The sequence below is a fragment of the Bradyrhizobium lablabi genome (assembly GCF_900141755.1).
Taxonomy (GTDB): domain Bacteria; phylum Pseudomonadota; class Alphaproteobacteria; order Rhizobiales; family Xanthobacteraceae; genus Bradyrhizobium; species Bradyrhizobium lablabi_A.
Genome location: NZ_LT670844.1, coordinates 992,115 through 1,009,621, shown reverse-complemented (window position 1 = coordinate 1,009,621; position 17,507 = coordinate 992,115). Strand labels below are relative to the sequence as shown.

Below are 17,507 nucleotides of genomic sequence, written 5' to 3'. Positions count from 1 at the left end.
TAAGGCTAGACGGCATTGGCGCTGGATCGGCGCGAGCGTTGAATGATCCAGTCAAGCGCAGCCGCAAGCGTGAAGCCGGCACAGGCCGCCAGCGCGTCGACGACAAAATCTTCGAACCGCGCATGCCGTCCCGGCACCCAGAGCTGCAGGATTTCAAGGATGCCGATGGCTGCGATCGACACCACCGAGGTGAGCAGCCGATTTCGCGCATAGGCCAAGCCGAATGCGAGACCGATCAGCACGAAGGCGAGCGCATGCTCGCCATCCTGACCGAGGTCGGAGTGCGGCCGGAAGCGTGGCGGTCCCAGGGTTGCGAAGGTGACGGCTAAGGCCAGGAGCCAGGCGAACAATCTAACAAGGGTGGTCATCGGGCCGGGATAGCACGGTTCACCGCTCGATAACCGCTCACGCGGCCGTGCGTTGTTGGTGTAGTTAACGCGCGATACCGCGCGCCGTTAACGAATCCCCGTCACAGCGCCTGCCGCGCGCCAAGACCAACCATAAAGCGCTCCCTGATCTGCACGGGATCCCGACGGGTGGTTCCGACGCCCGGCTTGTCGTCGATGCGCACCCCGATCAGCGTCGGCGCGGACGCGGACATGGATTGGTCGACCAGGCGCTCGAAGTCCTCTTCGTCGGCCGCCCAGGCGCTGTTGGCAAGTCCGCAGCCAATCGCAATCGCGACGAGGTCCGAGACGGAAGCGGCCGGCGTCGGCTGCGCGCCGGTGATTTGGTAAACGCCGTTATCCATCACGATCATGGTGAGGTTTTGCGGCTTGAGCGCCGCGATCGTCGACAGGCACCCCATCTGCATCAAAAGCGAGCCATCGCCCTCAAGCGCGAAAACGCGGCGCTTGGGCTGGGCTAGTGCGACGCCGAGCGCAATCGGGAAGGCAAGCCCCATGCTGCCCAGCATGTAAAAATTCTGCGGGCGATGGCCGGCCGCCCAAAGATCGAAATTGGTATTGCCGATGCCGCCGACCACGGCCTCCTCGTTCTTCAGTTTTGCAATCAGCCGTGAGGTGAGATCGAAGCGGTTCATCACCTTGGTGTTGCGGGCGGGGGTGTTGGTTGCCGTGCTCATTGGGGCGCTCACTTGTCAAACACTTTGCCGCCGGTCAAAAGCGGCGACAGGATCAGCGCCACCGGCGCCTGCGTGGTGATAGCCTGCTTGATCGATCGATCGACGATGAACTCGAACTCGTCAAGCCGGGTGATGGTGTGATGTTCCATGGCGAGCGAATCGAGCACCGGCCGCATGGTGCGGCAAACCAGCGACTGCCCGTAGTTGAATTCGCCGAGCGTGCCGCGTTCGGACACGAACATGATCAGCGGGATCTGATAGGGGATCGCGAGCGAGGCCAGCACGTTGGCGAGCGTGGCGAAGCCGGAGGTCTGCATCAGGACGGCGCCCTTCAACCCGCCCATCCAGGCGCCGGAGACGATGCCGACCGCTTCTTCTTCGCGCGCGGTGGGGAAGGTCGTGAAGAACGGATCGGCGTGAATGTTCTTGATCAGCGCGGTCAGCACACGATCGGGAACATAGGGCACGAGGCGGATGTCGTTGCGCTTCAGCGTTTGCAGCACCACCTCGTGCCAGCTTCGGGTCGAGGTTTGTTCCCCGGCAGCCGTCATTAGTCGCTCCCTTTGATAGGCGTTCGGCGTCGCAGCGCGTCATTGCTGACGGTTGTATCCGTAGCAGTCAGACTTGACCTGATCAACAAGATTGTTAACAATATTGGACATTAAATGTCGGGCGCCGCGGGGCGTCAAGGCTGACAATTTCGTAAGCGGTGGTTGATGGAGGCGCACGTACCCAAGCAGAATGACCAGGGCGATGTGGCGGTGCGCCTGCGTGAGTTCATTGCGACCGGACGGTTCGTGCCCAACGAGCGTTTGGTCGAGGTGGACCTTGCGACAGTGCTGCAAACCAACCGCGCCAACGTCCGGATCGCGCTGGCGATGCTGGACCAGGAAGGCCTCGTCATTCGCGAGCGCAATCGCGGCGCGCGTGTCCGCCTGGTCTCCGATATCGAAGCGATGGAAATCGCCGACGCGCGACGTGCGCTCGAAGGCGTCGTCGCACGGCAGGCTGCCGCGTGTGCCGGCAAAGCGGATGCCATTAGTCTGCGCAAGATCGTTACCAGCATGCGGAAGGCTTATGCCGCATCAGACTTCATCCAGGTGTCGCGGCTGAACGGACAGCTTCATGCGGAGATTCAACGCATCGCCGGCAATAAGACGGTGGCGAGATTGCTGGAGACGTTGAAATCGCAGATCGTTCGACAGCAATACCGTGCCATCCTGCTGCCCGGCAGGGCCAAGGCGTCGGTGCAGGAGCATGCAGCAATCGTTGCAGCGATCTGTGCTGGTGACGAGACGGCCGCCGAAGCCGCGATGCTGCGGCACATGGACGGCGTGATTGCAGCGCTGAAACAGGCGATCGCGTTGAATGCAGGAATGGGATGAGGGGCGGAGACTCCGGGAATGCGGTTCGCGAACCGGGACAAGATCAAGATATAGACGGCAAAAAAACTGTAAGGGAGTGGGATGATGGGCAAATGGTTGGGGATGTGTGCGGTTGTCGCGGCTGCGGTGCTGACCTCAGGCGCGGCGTCAGCGCAGAGCGGATTTCCGTCAAAGCCTGTGCATATTTACGTGCCCTATTCCGCCGGCGGCGCCGTCGACATCCTGGCGCGCACGCTGGGCGAGGTGGTCTCCAAACAATGGGGCCAGGGCGTCGTCATCGAGAACCGGCCGGGCGCGGGTGGGGTGGTGGCGTCGCAGGCGCTCGCGGGTTCAGCGCCCGACGGCCATACCCTGATCGTCGTCGCCAGCGGCCACGCCACCAATCCGTTCCTGTATGAGAAACTGCCCTACGACACGTTCAAGGATTTCACCCCGATTACGCTTTTGGCCTCGTCTCCCAATATCCTCCTGGTGAAGGCCGATTCTCCGTTCAAGACGCTGGCCGACATGATCGCGCAGGCGCGCGCCAAGCCGGGGAGCCTCGCCTTCGGCCATGCCGGCAACGGAACATCGACGCATCTGGCCGGCGAGCTCCTGAAGGGTCTGGCGAAAATCGACATCAATGCCATCCCCTACAAGGGCGGCGTGCCGGCGATCAATGACCTCCTGGGCGGGCAAATTCCGATGTCGTTCAACAACGGGCCGGAATCGGTCGGGCAGCTTCAAGCCGGCGCCGTCCGCGCGCTCGCCGTCACCACCGCCTCGCGCGCGTCGTTTTTGCCCGACGTGCCGAGCATGGCAGAGACCGTGCCGGGCTATGACACCGAAGTGTGGTGGGGCTTGCTCGGACCGGCCGGCATGCCGGCCGACCTCGTCGAAAAACTCGCGCATGATTTTGTCGCGGCCTTGAATACAGACCAGATGAAGGCGCGGCTGACAAAACTCGGGGCGTCGCCGATCGGCAGCACACCGCAGCAATTCGACCAGAAGATTCACGCCGATTACGAAAAATGGGGCCCGATCATCAAGGCCGCCGGCATGAAGGCGGAATGAGACGATGATCCCCGCTTGTCTGCCTCCCCGCGACGTAACACGGCCCAAAGTTCCGCCGTCGCCGAATGCCTGCGATACGCACGCCCATGTGTTCGGCCCCGCGGCGCGATTTCCGTATGCCGACGACCGCAGCTATACGCCGCCCGACGCGCCGCTCGAAAAATATCTGGGCATGCTCGATCGAATCGGATTCGCGCGCGGCGTGTTGGTGCAAGGCAGCGCGCATGGCCGCGACAATTCCGCCATGCTCGATGCGCTTGCGCGCCGGCCCGACCGGTTGCGCGGCGTCGCGGTGGCGGATGCCGACATCGCGACGGCGACCTTGCGCGAATGGGACCGTCTCGGCGTCCGCGGCTTGCGCTTCAATCATTTTTTCCGCCACGGGCAATTGCATTATCGCGGCGGCGTGCCGCTGACGGCGGCGCAAACGCTGGCGCCGGTCATGGCCGAACTCGGCTGGCACCTTCAGCTCTGGATCGATGTGAAGGATTTGCCTGAGACGATACCCGTGTTGAAAGCTCTCGGCCTGCCGGTCGTGATCGACCATATGGGCCGCACCGACGCCCGCGCCGGCACGGCGACGGCAGGCTTCCAGAGCCTGCTGGGTGCGGTCGGCGAGGGCTGGTGCTGGGCGAAATTGTCCGGCGCCCATCGCCTCAGCCGCGACGCGCCCGATTATCCCGACGCGCGGCCGTTTCATGAGGCGCTGGTACGGGCCAATCCGGAACGGCTGGTATGGGGCGGCGACTGGCCGCATCCCCGCGTCGAAGGCGAGATGCCGGACGCCGGACATTTGTTCGAATTGTTTCAGGCCTGGACGCCGGACCAGTCGGCCCAGCACCGCATCCTCGTCGCCAATCCCGCCAAGCTCTACGATTTCCCGAACTGAAAGTCGCATCGAAAAATGTCCGTCAACAACAAGCGTGTGTTCTACGTCAAATATCTGGCGAACGAGATTTATGCCGACATCCTGCGGGCGCGGCCCGACGTGCGGCTCGACCGGCTTGAGAATGAAAGCCCGGAGGAAGTCTCGGCGCCGATCCTCGCCGCCGCTCATGCCTATCAGATCGGTGCGGCGCGCGATGAGCTCGCGAGCCATTTTCATGTCCATCGCGACCTACTGGCGCGGGCGCCCAACCTTTTGATCGTGTCCAGCAATGGCGCGGGCTACGATCCCGTCGATGTCGAGGCTTGCACGGCGGCGGGCGTTCTGGTCGTCAATCAATCCGGCGGCAACGCGCATTCGGTGGCCGAACATGCGCTGGCGATGCTGCTCACGCTGTCGAAGCGCATCATCCAGGCCGACCGGACCTTGCGGCGCGAGGCGAATGTCAACCGCAACGCCTTGATGGGCACCGAGGTGCAGGGCAAGACCATCGGCATTGTCGGGCTTGGCAATGTCGGCCGCCGCATCGCCGCGCTTTGCAACGGCCTGCTCGGCATGAAGGTGCTGGCCTATGATCCTTATCTCTCGGCGGCGGAAATGGCGGCGCGTGGCGGCGAGAAGGTCGAGCTCGACGAGCTGTTGCGCCGCGCAGATTACGTGTCGATCTCCTGTCCATTGACAAAAGAGAGCCGCGGCATGATCGGCGCGCGCGAATTCGCGCTGATGCAGAGGCACGCCTATTTCATCACCACCGCGCGCGGCTTCATCCACGACGAGACCGCGCTGACCGATGCGCTGCGCGACAAGCGCATCGCGGGCGCGGGGCTCGACGTCTGGGCCAAGGAGCCGCCGCCGCCGGACCATCCCCTGTTGCAGTTCGACAATGTGCTGGCGAGCCCGCATACCGCAGGGGTCACGACGGAAGCACGCGCCAATATGGGCCGGATCGCCGCCGAGCAAATGCTCGACGCATTGGACGGCAAGCGGCCGCCGCGCATCATCAACCCCGAGGTCTGGCCTGCTTATGCCAGGCGCTTTGAGCGGACTTTTGGGTTCGCGCCGGGGGATTAGCGGATCGGGACGCCGCGCGGTTAATTTTGGCGTAGAAAATTTCGACCGCGGCCGGTCTGGTAAAGGCAACAAAACCACTGCCGCCGAGCGGCCGGACAATGGCCGCGTTGCTATTTTCGCGGCGATCTCGACATGCCCCCTGGGCGGGATCATGTTGCCGCTAGCGCCATCGTTCGCGGACCGAAGTTCCGCCGGCGCCAGGAACTCTAGGATATGCAACAGTTACGTTCATTGCTGCGTGCCACGCCGTCCCGCTTAGGACGCCGTTTGGCTTTGATCGTTGCCATCGCAGCTGCCAGCCTGCCGGCCGCCGGCGCCTAAAAATCAGTATTGGTATTATGGCGGAAACGCCGTAAGTTCAGCCCGCGCGATCACCGGCGCGGCTTTGATCCCGGTCAAAACAATTTCCACGCGATAAAGTTATATGGGCCTGTCTTGGCGTTACGCACGCGGGAGGAGGGTGTCATGTCACGGTTTGTCGTACGCTTCATGAAGGATGTGCTCGGCGGAAACGGCCGGGAGATCGAAATCTGCCAGCGCTCGCTGGAAGTCGACGCCTCGAACGAGGGCCAGGCGACCGAACTGGCAAAGATAAAATTCTGCGAAACCGAGTCGCTCTGCGAGTGGTCGCTGCATGCCGACCGAATTCAGATCAGGGAAGCCGATTCTCCGTCTTGATAGCTCGATCTTGCCGCGGATACGCGGCTGCACGACACCGATCAGCTTAGGCGGCTGCGCCTACTTGCGGCCAAAAATGAGGACGTCTTTCGTGGCCAGATGGAGCCAATATTCGTCGCTCTGCACGTGCAACAAAAAATAAATCCTCAGAAAATCCTTCAGCCTACACCGGTCTCATCCTCTATGTGAGGCGGCAGTTTGCGCCCGGTTGGTGAGGCGCGATCGCCGGGGTGGAGGTAGGATATGGCTAGTGTGGTGGGGATATCGACGCCAGTGATACGTCTGGCCATTGGCTTGCTGCAGGGCGTAGCGCTGCTGATGCTCTATCAGGCGTCCGAGCATAAGACATGGCCGGCCACCGACGGGCTTGTTTTCGCGCCACTTGCCACTATTGCGACCTTTGTCCCCTTGATCGTCATATCCGCCCTCGGTCATCTTCGGTTGCGCACCTTGGCGGCCTGGGCGGTGGTCGCGACGCTATTGTGCGCCGGGCTTGCGACATATGACATCTTTCGCAATTCGGTTTCTGTTGTGGGAATTTCCGTCGTAACGACAGGTCTGATGCCTATCCTCCCGTCTTGGGTCATGTGGTGGTCGCTGGCATCTATTCTGTTCATCATCCACACTTTGACCATATCGGGCGAAGCCGACCGCAAGCTGATTGCCAGCTATCCGACCCATTTCGACATCGCCTGGAAGCACGGCGTGCAATTCGTGCTGGCGGTGGGCTTCGTCAGCCTGTTCTGGGGATTGCTGTTCCTCGGGGCGGAACTGTTTCGTCTGATCAAGATCGAATTTCTCGCGGAGCTGATCAAGCGGACGACATTTTCGATTCCCGTAACCGCGCTGGCGTTCAGCTACGCCATCCATGTCACCGATGTGCGCGCCAACATCGTCCAGGGCGCTCGGACGCTTGCCCTGATCCTGTTGTCATGGCTATTGCCATTGATGGCGCTGTTGGGCGCGGCCTTCGTCGTGGCGCTGCTGTTTACCGGTCTCACTCCGCTCTGGAGTACGCGGCGTGCAGCCAGCATTCTGCTCGTTGCGGCCGCGGCGCTGGTCTTTCTCGTCAACGCGGCCTATCAGGATGGGCGGGCCGAGACCCGCGCCGTCGCCATATTGCGGTATGCGAGCCGGCTTGCCGCGTTCGTGCTGGTGCCGCTGGTTGCGCTCGCGGCCTATGGGGTGATGCTGCGCATTGCCCAATATGGCTGGACGCCGGAGCGGATCACCGCGCTCGCCTGCGTCATCGTCGCCGCGTGCTATGGGCTCGGCTACTTGTTCGCGGCGTTGCGCTCGACAACGTCGATGGCGTGGCTCGAGCCCACCAATATCTTCACATCGTTGGCCATCGTCGGCGTGCTCCTGGCGCTGAGTACACCCGTGGCCGACCCCGCGAGAATCTCCGTGGCGGACCAGTTGAGCCGGCTGCAAGCCGGGACGGAGAAGCCGGAGCATTTCGATTTCGGCTTTCTGCGCTATCGGGCAGGGCGCTACGGCGTACAAGCCCTCGAGCAACTCGCAGCCCGGACGGAAGGTCCTCAAGCCTCCGTCATCGCCGAGCGCGCCAATCAGGCACTGCACGCCAAGAGCCCTTGGGAGCTAGCACGGGCAGCGGCGCAGCCGCCAACGACGCCGGCCCAGCGAGGGCTCCACATCACGGTGATCTTCCCGATCGGCGCAACGTTGCCGGAAGGTTTTGTGCAGCAGGACTGGAATGCCTTTCAGCCGCGGTGGAAACTTCCGAACTGCCTCGTCTCAGACACCCCGTGTGACGCGATCCTGACCGATCTTGATGGGGATGGACAGCCGGAAGTCCAGCTCTTCGATCGTCCGGGCGGGGTCGCCGCGGCCTTCAAGAAGGGGCTCACCGAGGGGACCTGGAGCTATTTGGGCGCGGTCCTCAATGCGAACTGTTCTGGCGTCCGCGATGCAATCCATGCTGGTCATTTCGAAACAGCCCAGCCAACGCTCAAGGAGATCACCGCGAACGGCCAGCGCCTGTACATCGGCACTGACTGTGTGCGGGCTCCGTGACGGCAATCTTGTCGCGATGGTGTTGTGGCGGTCTCTCAAGGTCGCAACGGCATGAATCTCAGCGAAAAGCGCGCGCCGGTGGGGCAGCGATTTTCCACGGTGATCTTGGCGAGATGTAATTCGGCGATGCGCTGGACGATGGAAAGGCCAAGGCCCGTGCTGCCGGGCTTGCGGCGGTCGCGCCGCCAGAAGCGTTGAAAAATCAGGTTCCGCTCCTCTTCGGCAATCCCCGGTCCGTGATCGGAAACGCTCACCGTGCCGTTGTCTTCGACGACGAATTCCACGGTCGTTCCGGGTGCGGTATGGTTGATGGCATTTTCCGCCAGATTCCGGATGGCGCGGTTCAGCATCTCCGGGCTGCCTTTGACCCAGACCGGCTCGGTCGCGCCCAATAGCGCGATATCCTTGCCCTGCGCCAGCGCCAGCGGCGCGACGAACTCCGCGACCTCTGCGGCGACCGATCGAAGATCGGCTTTTTCGCTGGGGTCGACCACGAACGCGTCCAGTTCCGCGATCTCGAGCAATTGGCTGATGATATGCGCCATGCCGTCGACATCCTGGCGTAACGCCTGGCCCATCTTCTCGTCTTTCAGAATATCCAGACGCGTCCGGAGGATGCTTAGGGGGGTGCGCAGCTCGTGCGCGGCATCCGCGGTGAAATCGCGCTGAATCCGGAAACCTTCCTCGAGCCGGTCGAGCGCCTGGTTGACGGCCGAGACGAGCGGGCGCACTTCGCCTGGAATCTCATCGGTCGGCAGCCGAAGGCCGGTACGCGCCGGTCCGATGTCGCGGGCGATCTCGGAGGCCTCGCGCAGCGGTTTCAGCGCGCGGCGGAAGATCGCGATATCCGCGATCAGCAGCACGAGAAGGATGGGCAGCGTAATCCATCCGACATTCTTGTAGAAATCAGCGACGATATCGTCGATCAGCACATCGCGGTTGGCGAGATCCTCGCCGGCCTGGATCCAGACGGTCTGGCCGCCGACGGTCTTCTTGATGCTGGCGCCGGACACGGTGGCATCGCCACGCCGTTGCTGCAGGAACTCGACATCGCTGGATTCTGCGTCGGCCGGAAACAGGGCGCTTTGATCCCTGAGCGAGGAAAACAAAACTTTCCCCTGACGATCGATCACCGCATAGGAATAGCGCCCATAGGCCTGCGAATAGAGCCCAAGCAGGTCCTGCGGAAGTTTTAGTTCGAGACTGCCGTCGGGCAGCGCCCTTAAGTGTTCACCGACGGAAACCGCTTGTTCCTGCATCGCCTTGTTGTGAATGTTGTTGGTCGCATAGCTCAACAGCCATGACAGCGCGAGCGACATCAAAATGGAGGTGATGACGACGGCGACGACATGCAGGAACACGATGCGGGAAATGATCGACTTGAACCGGATCACGCTATTTTTCCTCTGCGATCAGGTATCCCACTCCGCGGATGGTATGAACCTGGACCTTGGCGCCGCGCTCCGAAAGCTGCTTGCGCAAACGGTGGACGTACACCTCGATCGCGTTCGATGCGACCTCGCCCGAATGCCCGAAGATATGATCTTCGACCTGCTTCTTGGAAACCACGCGCCCCTTGCTGCGCATCAATAGTTCGAGCACCGCGGTTTCGCGGGCCGACAGCACCTGGGGCTGGTCATCGATGGAGGCTTGCCGGTTGCGGGTGTCGAATTCGAGATTGGCGATGCGGAGCGAACTGCCGAGCAGTTGGCCCGGGCGCCGCAATTGAGCCTCCAGTCGCGCCAGCAGTTCCTCGAGCGCGAACGGCTTCACCAGATAATCGTCGGCGCCGCTGCGCAGGCCCTGGACGCGGTCGTGAAGGCCGCCCCGCGCGGTCAGGACGATGACCGGAATTGGATTGTCCCGGTGTCGTAGCTCACGCAACAGAGCCAGGCCGTCGCCATCCGGCAGGCCGAGGTCCAGGATCAGGGCGGCGTAGAACGTCGTGCGAAGAACCGTACTGGCTTCTTCGAGCGTCGACAGCACATCGGTTTCATAGCCTGCCGCTTGCAGTCCCTTGGTCAAAAGCTCGGCAAGCTGCTCGTTGTCCTCGACAACCAACAATCGCATATTCGGTTACCTAACAGCACGGTGGTGCCTAGCCATGAGACGATTTGGGCCACCACGCAAGGTGAGGCTGGTCCGCAGAAATCGCTGTAAGGTTAGTGTAAGTATGCTTACGCGGGGAGCAAGAATGGGTGTTGGCCGAATTGGGCCACTCGCAGACGCGAAATGGGTCACTTGCATCCTGCGCAAGTTCCCGTCCTCGGCTACTTTGCTGCCCTGAGGGGGAGAATCGTGGACGCGTGGGGGCTTCTCTCGTGACGCAGGACGTGCCTTTGTTTTATCGCAAACGAACGACCACGCCTCATCCTATTCCAGGCGTTCGATGCGGACGCCAACCATCAAGCGGTCATGCAATTCCATGCAGCCAAGAGGCCGCTAACTGAGGCGGCCTACCGCTGTAACCACCACGAAATAGCGATCGAGACCAGGATGACAGCTAGCGCTACCGGCATCCAATTCTGACCGGGGACGCCGAAAACCGTAAAATTTCTTACAAGCCAGTCGCCCATCGCAGCCCTCAGACGCGAAGCTACAATCCCGCGCTGACACGGGCCTTACCGACTCAAGAAAATATAAAGATAATATATTTCCCGGTTAACGCGGGCGGACGTGAGAATTTCTTAGGCAACTTCCCAGCTTTGTTTGCGGGTCCATGCCTCAGCCTGCCTTGTCCGGTCTGCCGCTAGGTATCGCTGACAGGCACCCACATCGGTCCAAGATCATTGGTATATTTGGCCGCGCGCGATGCCGGCGACAAACAACGAAAATCTTCTTGGGAGTAATCGCGCTGAGGCCCGGCAAGACCTGTCGCGGTTAGTTACCTTCTGCTAATAATCTCATCACTTGCACTTGAATTCGGCAAAAGAAGAACCCTTTGTAAGGCTTCCGTAAGTGGGCCGGGTCTAGATCGGCCGAACCTTTTCCTCAGACGACGAACGGCGGCCATGAACGCCTGGCCACAGGGCGTCGTCCGCAGCTTTGCCGACTGGGAAGATCGACGTGAAATTGCCCGGCGCCGTTTCGAAACAGACGCTGTCGACGATCGCATTCGCGTTGCTCATCATGGGCGCTGCGGGCATTGCCGCCGGCCGGTATTTCGCAGGCCCCGCCGGCGTCGAGGCGGCGACGGGAGATCGGGTGTCGGCGGTTCAGCCCGCGTCAGGTGGAGACGGCGGACCGCAATTTGTCGCATTGACCGAAAAGCAAACCGGATCGCTCAAGATCGCCCCGGTCGAATCGCGCAATTTCGAGGTGTTGAAACGGGCGGTCGGCACCATCGATTTCAACGAGCACCTATTGGTGCAGGTTTTTTCGCAATACCCGGGAAAAATATTGAAGGCGTTCTTCAACCTGGGGGACGAAGTCAAGCAGGGCGATGTCCTGTTTACGATCGACAGCCCCGATCTCCTGCAGGCGGAATCGAACCTTCTCGCCACCGCCGGCGTCCTCGAATTGCAGAAGCGAACATTGGCGCGGTTGACGATGCTGCTGAAATCCGGAGGCAGCTCGCAGAAGGATGTCGATCAGTCGACGTCCGACCAACAGACCGCGGAAGGTAATTTCAAAGCGGCGCGAAATGCCGTTCGCATCTTCGGCAAGACCGATGAAGAGGTCGACCGGATCCTGGGGCAACGAAAAGTCGACTCCACGCTGCTGGTGCCGAGCCCGATCTCGGGAAAGATCGTCGCGCGTAACGCGGCGCCGGGGTTCCTGACCCAGCCGGGCAGTGCGCCGGCGCCTTTCACGGTCGCGGATGTGTCGACGATGTGGATGATCGCCAATGTCATCGAGACCGACGCGCCCGCCTACCGATTGGGTCAGGAAGTCGAGGTCAGGGTGCCGGCCTATCCGGATAAGATCTTCCATGGCCACGTCACTACCGTCGGATCGATGATCGACCCGAACACCCGCCGACAGCTGGTCCGCTCGGAGATCGCCGACCCGCAGCATCTGTTGCGATCGGGAATGTTCGCAAGCTTTGTGATCCGGATCGGCGATCCGGCCCGTTCGCCCGCGGTCCCGGTCGAGGCCGTGGTCAGAGACGGCGACGGCACGATGACGGTGTGGGTGACCGCCGACCGCCATCGGTTTGTGAAGCGAACGGTAAAGGTCGGCATCCAGCAACAGGGTGGCTTCAGTCAGATCCTGGAGGGTCTCGAGCCCGGCGAACTGGTCGTCACCGATGGCGCGGTCTTTCTCAGCAACAAGCTGCTGCTGGGAGCCGACGGCTAAGCCCCTTTAAGCGTCCAATCGACGAGCACGGGTAGATCCTTGATAAAGTCTGTCCTTGAGTTTGGCTTGACGCGCAGCGCGATCATCGTGCTGGGTCTCGTCGTGTTCTGCGCGGCGGGGCTGGTTGCGTTCACCAGACTAAATATCGAGGCCTATCCAAATCCGGCGCCGGTCATCCTCGAAATCACCGCGCAAGCCGCCGGCCTTTCGGCCGAGGAGATGGAGAAATACTACACGATCCCGATGGAAGTTGGGCTCTACCCGACGCCCGGCGTGGTCAACATCCGCTCGACGTCTTTCTACGGCCTGTCGTTTGTTCGGGTGACTTTTGCGTATGGCGTCGACTATTACTTCGCGCTGACGCAAGCGTCGATCAGCCTGCAGCAGAATGTCAGCCTGCCGGGCAGTCTGGTGCCGACGATCCAGCAGTCGAGCCTGGTCGGCGAAATCTACCGCTACCAACTCGTCGGCCCGCCGCATTTTGGACTCACCAATCTGCGGACGCTGCAGGACTATGTCGTCACCCGCCGGCTTCTGACCATCCCCGGCGTGGTGCAGATCAATTCGTGGGGCGGGACGACAAAACAGTTCATTGTCGAAGCCGATACCGAAAAGCTCGAAGCCTACAACATCACCGTTCCGCAACTGATCTCGGCACTCGCCAATGCCAACATCAATGTCGGCGGCCGCGAGATCACGGTCGGCCAGCAATCGGTCAATATCCGCGGCATCGGGCTGGTCGACAGCGGCGGCGCCGACGACGTCACCAAGGGTTACAAGGTCCAGGACATCGAAAATGTCGTCCTGACGCAGTCCGGCGGCCTTCCGATCCAGGTCAAGAATGTCGCGAAAGTCTCGGTCGGATATGTCCCGCGGCTCGGCATCGCCGGCCGGGACAGGGACGATGACGTTGTGACCGCCATCGTGGTGATGGGCCGGACCCAGCACACCAACGACATCATTCCACGGATTCAGGCCGCTGTCGAAAAACTGAACTCCGACGGAAGCCTGCCGCCGGGTGTCAAGGTCGTCCCATATTATGACCGCAGCTCGCTGGTCGGCGTCACCACCCACACCGTGCTGCATAATTTGGTGTTCGGCTGCCTTTTGGTTTTCCTGATCCAGTGGGTCTTTCTGGGAGACCTGCGCAGCGCCATCATCGTCGGCGCCAATATTCCGTTCGCGCTGTTCTTTGCCATCATCATTCTGGTGTTGCGCGGCGAGGATGCCAACCTGCTGTCGCTCGGCGCGGTCGATTTCGGCATCATCGTCGATTCCGCCGTGATCATGATGGAAAACATCTATCGCAATTTCCAGTCGACGCCCGAGCACCGTCAATCGCTGCTCAACCGGCTCGCGGAGGGTTATTGGGGCGCCGATCCGACCGGCGGAACGGGGGTGGAGCGGGGATCGGGCCCGCGGTGGACGGAGCGCTTGCGATTGATCTTCGCCAGCGCGCTGCAGGTCGACAGGGCCGTGTTCTTCACCGCCGCCATCACGGTGACCGCATTCGTGCCGCTGTTCACGATGCAGGGCGTCGAGGGCCAGATCTTCGGGCCGATGGCGCGGACCTACGGCTATGCGCTCGCCGGCGCGTTGCTGGCGACCTTCACCGTCACGCCGGTCCTGGCCGCGCTGGTGCTCCCCAAGCACATCGAGGAGGTCGAAACCGTGATCGTGCGCGGCTTGCGCGCGGCTTATACCCCGGTGCTGCGCTGGGCGCTTTCCCGCACCAGCATCGCGGTATTTTTGGGAATCGCATTTCTGTTGTTGAGCGCGATCGCGGCGTCGCGGCTCGGCAGCGAATTTCTCCCGGCGCTGGAAGAGGGCAATTTCTGGATCAGGGCATCGATGCCGCCCACCATCTCGCTCGACGCCGGTACCCAGGCGACGGCGAAGATGCGGGAGATATTGTTGCGGCATCCCGAGGTGCTCACGGTGGTGTCGCAGCATGGCCGCCCCGACAATGGCAGCGACGCATCGCCCTTCTCCAATGTCGAGTTGTTTGCGCCGCTAAAACCCTTTGACGAATGGCCGGCCAACCTCACCAAGGAACAGCTGACCGAAGAATTGCAAAAGGAATTCAGCGAGGAACTGCCGGGCATCGGGTTCAATTTCTCGCAATATATCCAGGACAATGTCGAAGAGGCGTTGTCGGGCGTCAAAGGCGCCAATTCGGTCAAGATCGTCGGCCCGAATCTTCAGGTGCTGGAATCGCTGGCAAATCAGGTGATGGCGGAGATGGCCAAGGTCCAGGGCGTCGCCGACCTCGGAATATTTCACGTGCTCGGCCAGCCCAATCTGAACATCAAGGTCGATCGCGAAAAGGCCGCGCGCTACGGCCTCAACACCGGTGACGTCAACACCGTGGTGCAGGCGGCGCTGGGCGGAACCAATGCAACCAATATTCTCGAAGGCGACCGGAGTTTCAGCCTGGCGGTCAGGCTCGATCCGAAATTTCGCGACAGCATCGATGCGATCCGCACCGTGAAGGTCGCCTATTCCACGCCGTCGGGCACCAACGCCTACATTCCCTTGAGCGAGCTCGCCGACATCTCGTTGGATACCGGGGCTTCCTTCATCTACCGCGAGCGCAGCCAGCGCTATATTCCGGTCAAGTTCAGCGTCCGCGGCCGCGACCTCGGCGGCACCGTCGCCGAAGCGCAAGCGCGGGTTGCCAACGCGATCAAGCTGCCGAACGGCTACCAGATCCTCTGGGCGGGCGAATTCGAGGACCTGCAAAGCGCCAAGGAACGCCTGCTGATCGTGGTTCCGATCACGCTGCTCTTGATCCTCGTTCTGCTGTACGGCCTGTTCAATTCGCTGCGCGACAGTCTTCTGGCGCTTGCCGGAATCCCGTTTTCGGTCGGCGGCGGATTGATCGCACTTTATCTCGCCGGTCTTGATTTCAGCGTCTCGGCCGCGATCGGCTTCATCTCGCTGTTCGGCGTCGCTGTCATGGACGGCATCCTCAACATCACTTATTTCCGCGAACTGCGCGCCACCGGCATGGATATCGCCGAAGCGGTGTTTCGCGGCGCCGAGCAGCGCATGCGACCGATGTTGATGACGGCGCTGTCCGCGGGCGTCGGATTGTTTCCGGCGGCGCTCTCGCACGGGATCGGCAGCCAGGTGCAGCGCCCGCTCGCGACGGTGGTCGTGGGCGGCATGTTCATTGGACCCTTGCTCCTGCTCGTCGTCGCACCCGCGCTGCGAAAGATCTTTCTCAGCCGCGAAGCGCAACCAGTCGCACCTGAGCCGTCGCCGCTTCCGGATGAGCCTGCAGCGTAGCTGGGCTTTAAACGAGAAGTCACCCGAGAAGCTCTGACGTCGCCAATCGCGGCAAGCCCGCCTTGGCTTTTGCGAATCTGCGAATACGCAGAGGAGCTTGCCCGTCAAATTCACTAAACAAGATTGGTTCCGGCATGCCGATCGGGCGACGGGAACGCGAGCTCGATAACGGTTGCACTGCAGCAATTACTTCACTTCGAAAAGATTCGGAGCGCCCGATTGACAGAAAATATGTTTAGTGAAAGGCTTCGACTTAACAATAATACTAAACATGGCCTCGCCCGCACTTTCAGCGAGGCGGACTCAGTCTGCGTGCATGACCGCCGAATGGCGAAGCGTGATTGGCAAGACGAGCAGGCAATCGCCTGCGACAACAGGGAGGTTGTAATGATCCAAATGATGCGTGCATTGGGGGCGGCTGCGGTTGTTGCCGTCTCGTGTCTCGGCGGTCAGGCGGTGGCCCAGACCAAACAATTGACCTTGTGCTGGGCGGCGTGGGACCCGGCCAACGCGTTGGTGGAACTTTCGAAAGACTTCACCACCAAGACCGGAGTTCAAATGAAATACGAGTTCGTCCCGTGGACGAGCTACGCCGACCGCTTCCTCAATGAACTCAACTCAAAGGGAAAACTCTGCGACGTCATTATCGGTGACAGCCAATGGATCGGCGGCGCCGCCGAAAACGGTCACTACGTCAAACTCAACGACTTCTTCGCCAAAGAGAAAATCTCGATGGACGATTTCATGCCGGCAACCGTGGTCGGCTATTCCGAATGGCCCAAGAACACCCCGAACTACTGGGCGCTGCCGGCGATGGGCGACGCGATCGGCTGGACCTACCGCAAGGACTGGTTCGCCCGGCCGGAGATCCAGGCCGAGTTCAAGAAGAAATTCGGCCGCGATCTCGCCCCGCCCGAAACCTATGATCAACTCAAGGAGATCGCCGAGTTCTTTCAAGGCAGGGAGATCGACGGCAAGAAGGTCTACGGCGCCTACATCTATACCGAGCGCGGCTCCGAAGGCATCACGATGGGCGTAACCAACGTGCTCTATGATTGGGGTTTCCAGTACGAAAATCCAAAGAAGCCCTATCAGATGGAAGGTTTTGTCAATTCACCCGACGCGGTCAAGGGACTGGAGTTTTATAAGTCGCTCTACAAATGCTGCACCGCGCCCGGGATGAGCAATGCCTACATGTCGGAGGGCCTCGACGCCTTCAAGTCCGGACAGGTCGCGATGCAGATGAACTTCTTCGCGTTCTTCCCCGGCCTCTACAAGGACCCCAATGTCGGTGGCGACAAGATCGGCTTCTTCGTCAATCCGAAGCAGAAGTATCAGTTCACGCAGCTCGGCGGGCAGGGCATCTCGGTCGTCTCCTATTCCGACCACCGGGACGACGCGCTCGCCTACATCAAATGGTTCGCGCAGCCTGACGTCCAGAAGAAGTGGTGGGCGCTCGGCGGCTATTCCTGCCACAAGGCGGTGCTCACGGATCCATCTTTCCCGAAAAGTGCGCCGTTTGCGGCCGACTTCCTGAAGTCCATGGATATGGTGAAAGACTTCTGGGCCGAGCCCTCTTATGCCGAGCTCCTGCTCGACATGCAGAAGCGCGTCCATGACTATGTCGTGGCCGACAAGGGAACGGCGCAGGAAGCGCTCGATCTATTGGTGAAGGATTGGCAAAAGGTGTTCAAGGAAGACGGTAAGATCTAAGCTTGATCAG

14 protein-coding genes are annotated in these 17,507 nt (G+C 61.2%); 9 read left to right on the top strand and 5 right to left on the bottom strand.

The genetic code is table 11. The annotated features are described in order from the left end of the window. Positions 1 to 5: 5 nt before the first annotated feature. The 3 genes from B5526_RS04805 to B5526_RS04795 all read right to left on the bottom strand — a co-directional run bounded on the left by B5526_RS04805 (position 6) and on the right by B5526_RS04795 (position 1,635). The gene (locus B5526_RS04805; RefSeq protein ID WP_079537170.1) at positions 6 to 368 is read right to left on the bottom strand and encodes a VanZ family protein; all 363 of its coding nucleotides are present in this window, start codon (positions 366 to 368) and stop codon (positions 6 to 8) included. Between the two features lie 101 nt (positions 369 to 469). Further along, the gene (locus B5526_RS04800; protein ID WP_079537169.1) at positions 470 to 1,084 is read right to left on the bottom strand and encodes a thiamine pyrophosphate-dependent enzyme; all 615 of its coding nucleotides are present in this window, start codon (positions 1,082 to 1,084) and stop codon (positions 470 to 472) included. A gap of 8 nt (positions 1,085 to 1,092) precedes the next feature. Beyond that, entirely contained in the window at positions 1,093 to 1,635 is a 543-nt protein-coding gene (locus tag B5526_RS04795; RefSeq protein WP_079537168.1) for a thiamine pyrophosphate-binding protein, read from the bottom strand. Positions 1,636 to 1,800: 165 nt separating this feature from the next. On the opposite strand from B5526_RS04795, the gene B5526_RS04790 reads away from it, so the two are divergent. From B5526_RS04790 to B5526_RS04765, 6 genes are all read left to right on the top strand, one after another. Then, the gene (locus tag B5526_RS04790; protein WP_079537167.1) at positions 1,801 to 2,469 is read left to right on the top strand and encodes a GntR family transcriptional regulator; all 669 of its coding nucleotides are present in this window, start codon (positions 1,801 to 1,803) and stop codon (positions 2,467 to 2,469) included. Positions 2,470 to 2,553: 84 nt separating this feature from the next. Continuing rightward, a complete protein-coding gene (locus tag B5526_RS04785) occupies positions 2,554 to 3,522 on the top strand; it encodes a Bug family tripartite tricarboxylate transporter substrate binding protein (RefSeq protein WP_154071130.1) in 969 nt (322 codons plus the stop codon). A 4-nt stretch (positions 3,523 to 3,526) separates the two neighbouring features. Further along, on the top strand, positions 3,527 to 4,411 hold the full coding sequence (locus B5526_RS04780) for an amidohydrolase family protein (RefSeq protein WP_079537165.1): 885 nt from the start codon (positions 3,527 to 3,529) through the stop codon (positions 4,409 to 4,411). A 15-nt stretch (positions 4,412 to 4,426) separates the two neighbouring features. After that, on the top strand, positions 4,427 to 5,479 hold the full coding sequence (locus B5526_RS04775; RefSeq protein WP_079537164.1) for a hydroxyacid dehydrogenase: 1,053 nt from the start codon (positions 4,427 to 4,429) through the stop codon (positions 5,477 to 5,479). A gap of 465 nt (positions 5,480 to 5,944) precedes the next feature. Further along, a complete protein-coding gene (locus B5526_RS04770) occupies positions 5,945 to 6,157 on the top strand; it encodes a hypothetical protein (protein ID WP_079544698.1) in 213 nt (70 codons plus the stop codon). Between the two features lie 243 nt (positions 6,158 to 6,400). Next, positions 6,401 to 8,194, top strand: coding sequence for a DUF4153 domain-containing protein (locus tag B5526_RS04765; RefSeq protein ID WP_079537163.1), 1,794 nt, complete (start codon positions 6,401 to 6,403; stop codon positions 8,192 to 8,194). Between the two features lie 35 nt (positions 8,195 to 8,229). Here the strand turns inward: B5526_RS04765 and B5526_RS04760 are convergent, their stop codons facing one another. Together B5526_RS04760 and B5526_RS04755 are read right to left on the bottom strand one after the other, a co-directional pair. Beyond that, complete coding sequence (locus B5526_RS04760; RefSeq protein ID WP_079537162.1) at positions 8,230 to 9,588, bottom strand: sensor histidine kinase; 1,359 nt, start codon at positions 9,586 to 9,588, stop codon at positions 8,230 to 8,232. A 1-nt stretch (position 9,589) separates the two neighbouring features. Then, on the bottom strand, positions 9,590 to 10,264 hold the full coding sequence (locus B5526_RS04755; protein ID WP_079537161.1) for a response regulator transcription factor: 675 nt from the start codon (positions 10,262 to 10,264) through the stop codon (positions 9,590 to 9,592). A 996-nt stretch (positions 10,265 to 11,260) separates the two neighbouring features. Between B5526_RS04755 and B5526_RS04750 the strand changes: the two genes are divergently transcribed. The 3 genes from B5526_RS04750 to B5526_RS04740 all read left to right on the top strand — a co-directional run bounded on the left by B5526_RS04750 (position 11,261) and on the right by B5526_RS04740 (position 17,497). Then, a complete protein-coding gene (locus B5526_RS04750; protein WP_244562195.1) occupies positions 11,261 to 12,493 on the top strand; it encodes an efflux RND transporter periplasmic adaptor subunit in 1,233 nt (410 codons plus the stop codon). 39 nt (positions 12,494 to 12,532) lie between these two features. Then, on the top strand, positions 12,533 to 15,784 hold the full coding sequence (locus B5526_RS04745; RefSeq protein WP_079537159.1) for an efflux RND transporter permease subunit: 3,252 nt from the start codon (positions 12,533 to 12,535) through the stop codon (positions 15,782 to 15,784). 396 nt (positions 15,785 to 16,180) lie between these two features. After that, positions 16,181 to 17,497, top strand: a complete 1,317-nt coding sequence (locus B5526_RS04740) for an ABC transporter substrate-binding protein (RefSeq protein WP_244562339.1) — start codon at positions 16,181 to 16,183, stop codon at positions 17,495 to 17,497. The last annotated feature ends 10 nt before the right edge of the window (positions 17,498 to 17,507 follow it).

Excerpts from the sequence above, each read along its gene's own strand:
- B5526_RS04770 (WP_079544698.1), top strand. The coding sequence starts at position 5,945 with ATGTCACGGTTTGTCGTACGCTTCATGAAGGATGTGCTCGGCGGAAAC.
- B5526_RS04785 (WP_154071130.1), top strand. The coding sequence starts at position 2,554 with ATGGGCAAATGGTTGGGGATGTGTGCGGTTGTCGCGGCTGCGGTGCTG.
- B5526_RS04755 (WP_079537161.1), bottom strand. The coding sequence starts at position 10,264 with ATGCGATTGTTGGTTGTCGAGGACAACGAGCAGCTTGCCGAGCTTTTG.
- B5526_RS04775 (WP_079537164.1), top strand. The coding sequence starts at position 4,427 with ATGTCCGTCAACAACAAGCGTGTGTTCTACGTCAAATATCTGGCGAAC.
- B5526_RS04765 (WP_079537163.1), top strand. The coding sequence starts at position 6,401 with ATGGCTAGTGTGGTGGGGATATCGACGCCAGTGATACGTCTGGCCATT.
- B5526_RS04805 (WP_079537170.1), bottom strand. The coding sequence starts at position 368 with ATGACCACCCTTGTTAGATTGTTCGCCTGGCTCCTGGCCTTAGCCGTC.
- B5526_RS04740 (WP_244562339.1), top strand. The coding sequence starts at position 16,181 with ATGATGCGTGCATTGGGGGCGGCTGCGGTTGTTGCCGTCTCGTGTCTC.
- B5526_RS04790 (WP_079537167.1), top strand. The coding sequence starts at position 1,801 with ATGGAGGCGCACGTACCCAAGCAGAATGACCAGGGCGATGTGGCGGTG.
- B5526_RS04800 (WP_079537169.1), bottom strand. The coding sequence starts at position 1,084 with ATGAGCACGGCAACCAACACCCCCGCCCGCAACACCAAGGTGATGAAC.
- B5526_RS04795 (WP_079537168.1), bottom strand. The coding sequence starts at position 1,635 with ATGACGGCTGCCGGGGAACAAACCTCGACCCGAAGCTGGCACGAGGTG.
- B5526_RS04780 (WP_079537165.1), top strand. The coding sequence starts at position 3,527 with ATGATCCCCGCTTGTCTGCCTCCCCGCGACGTAACACGGCCCAAAGTT.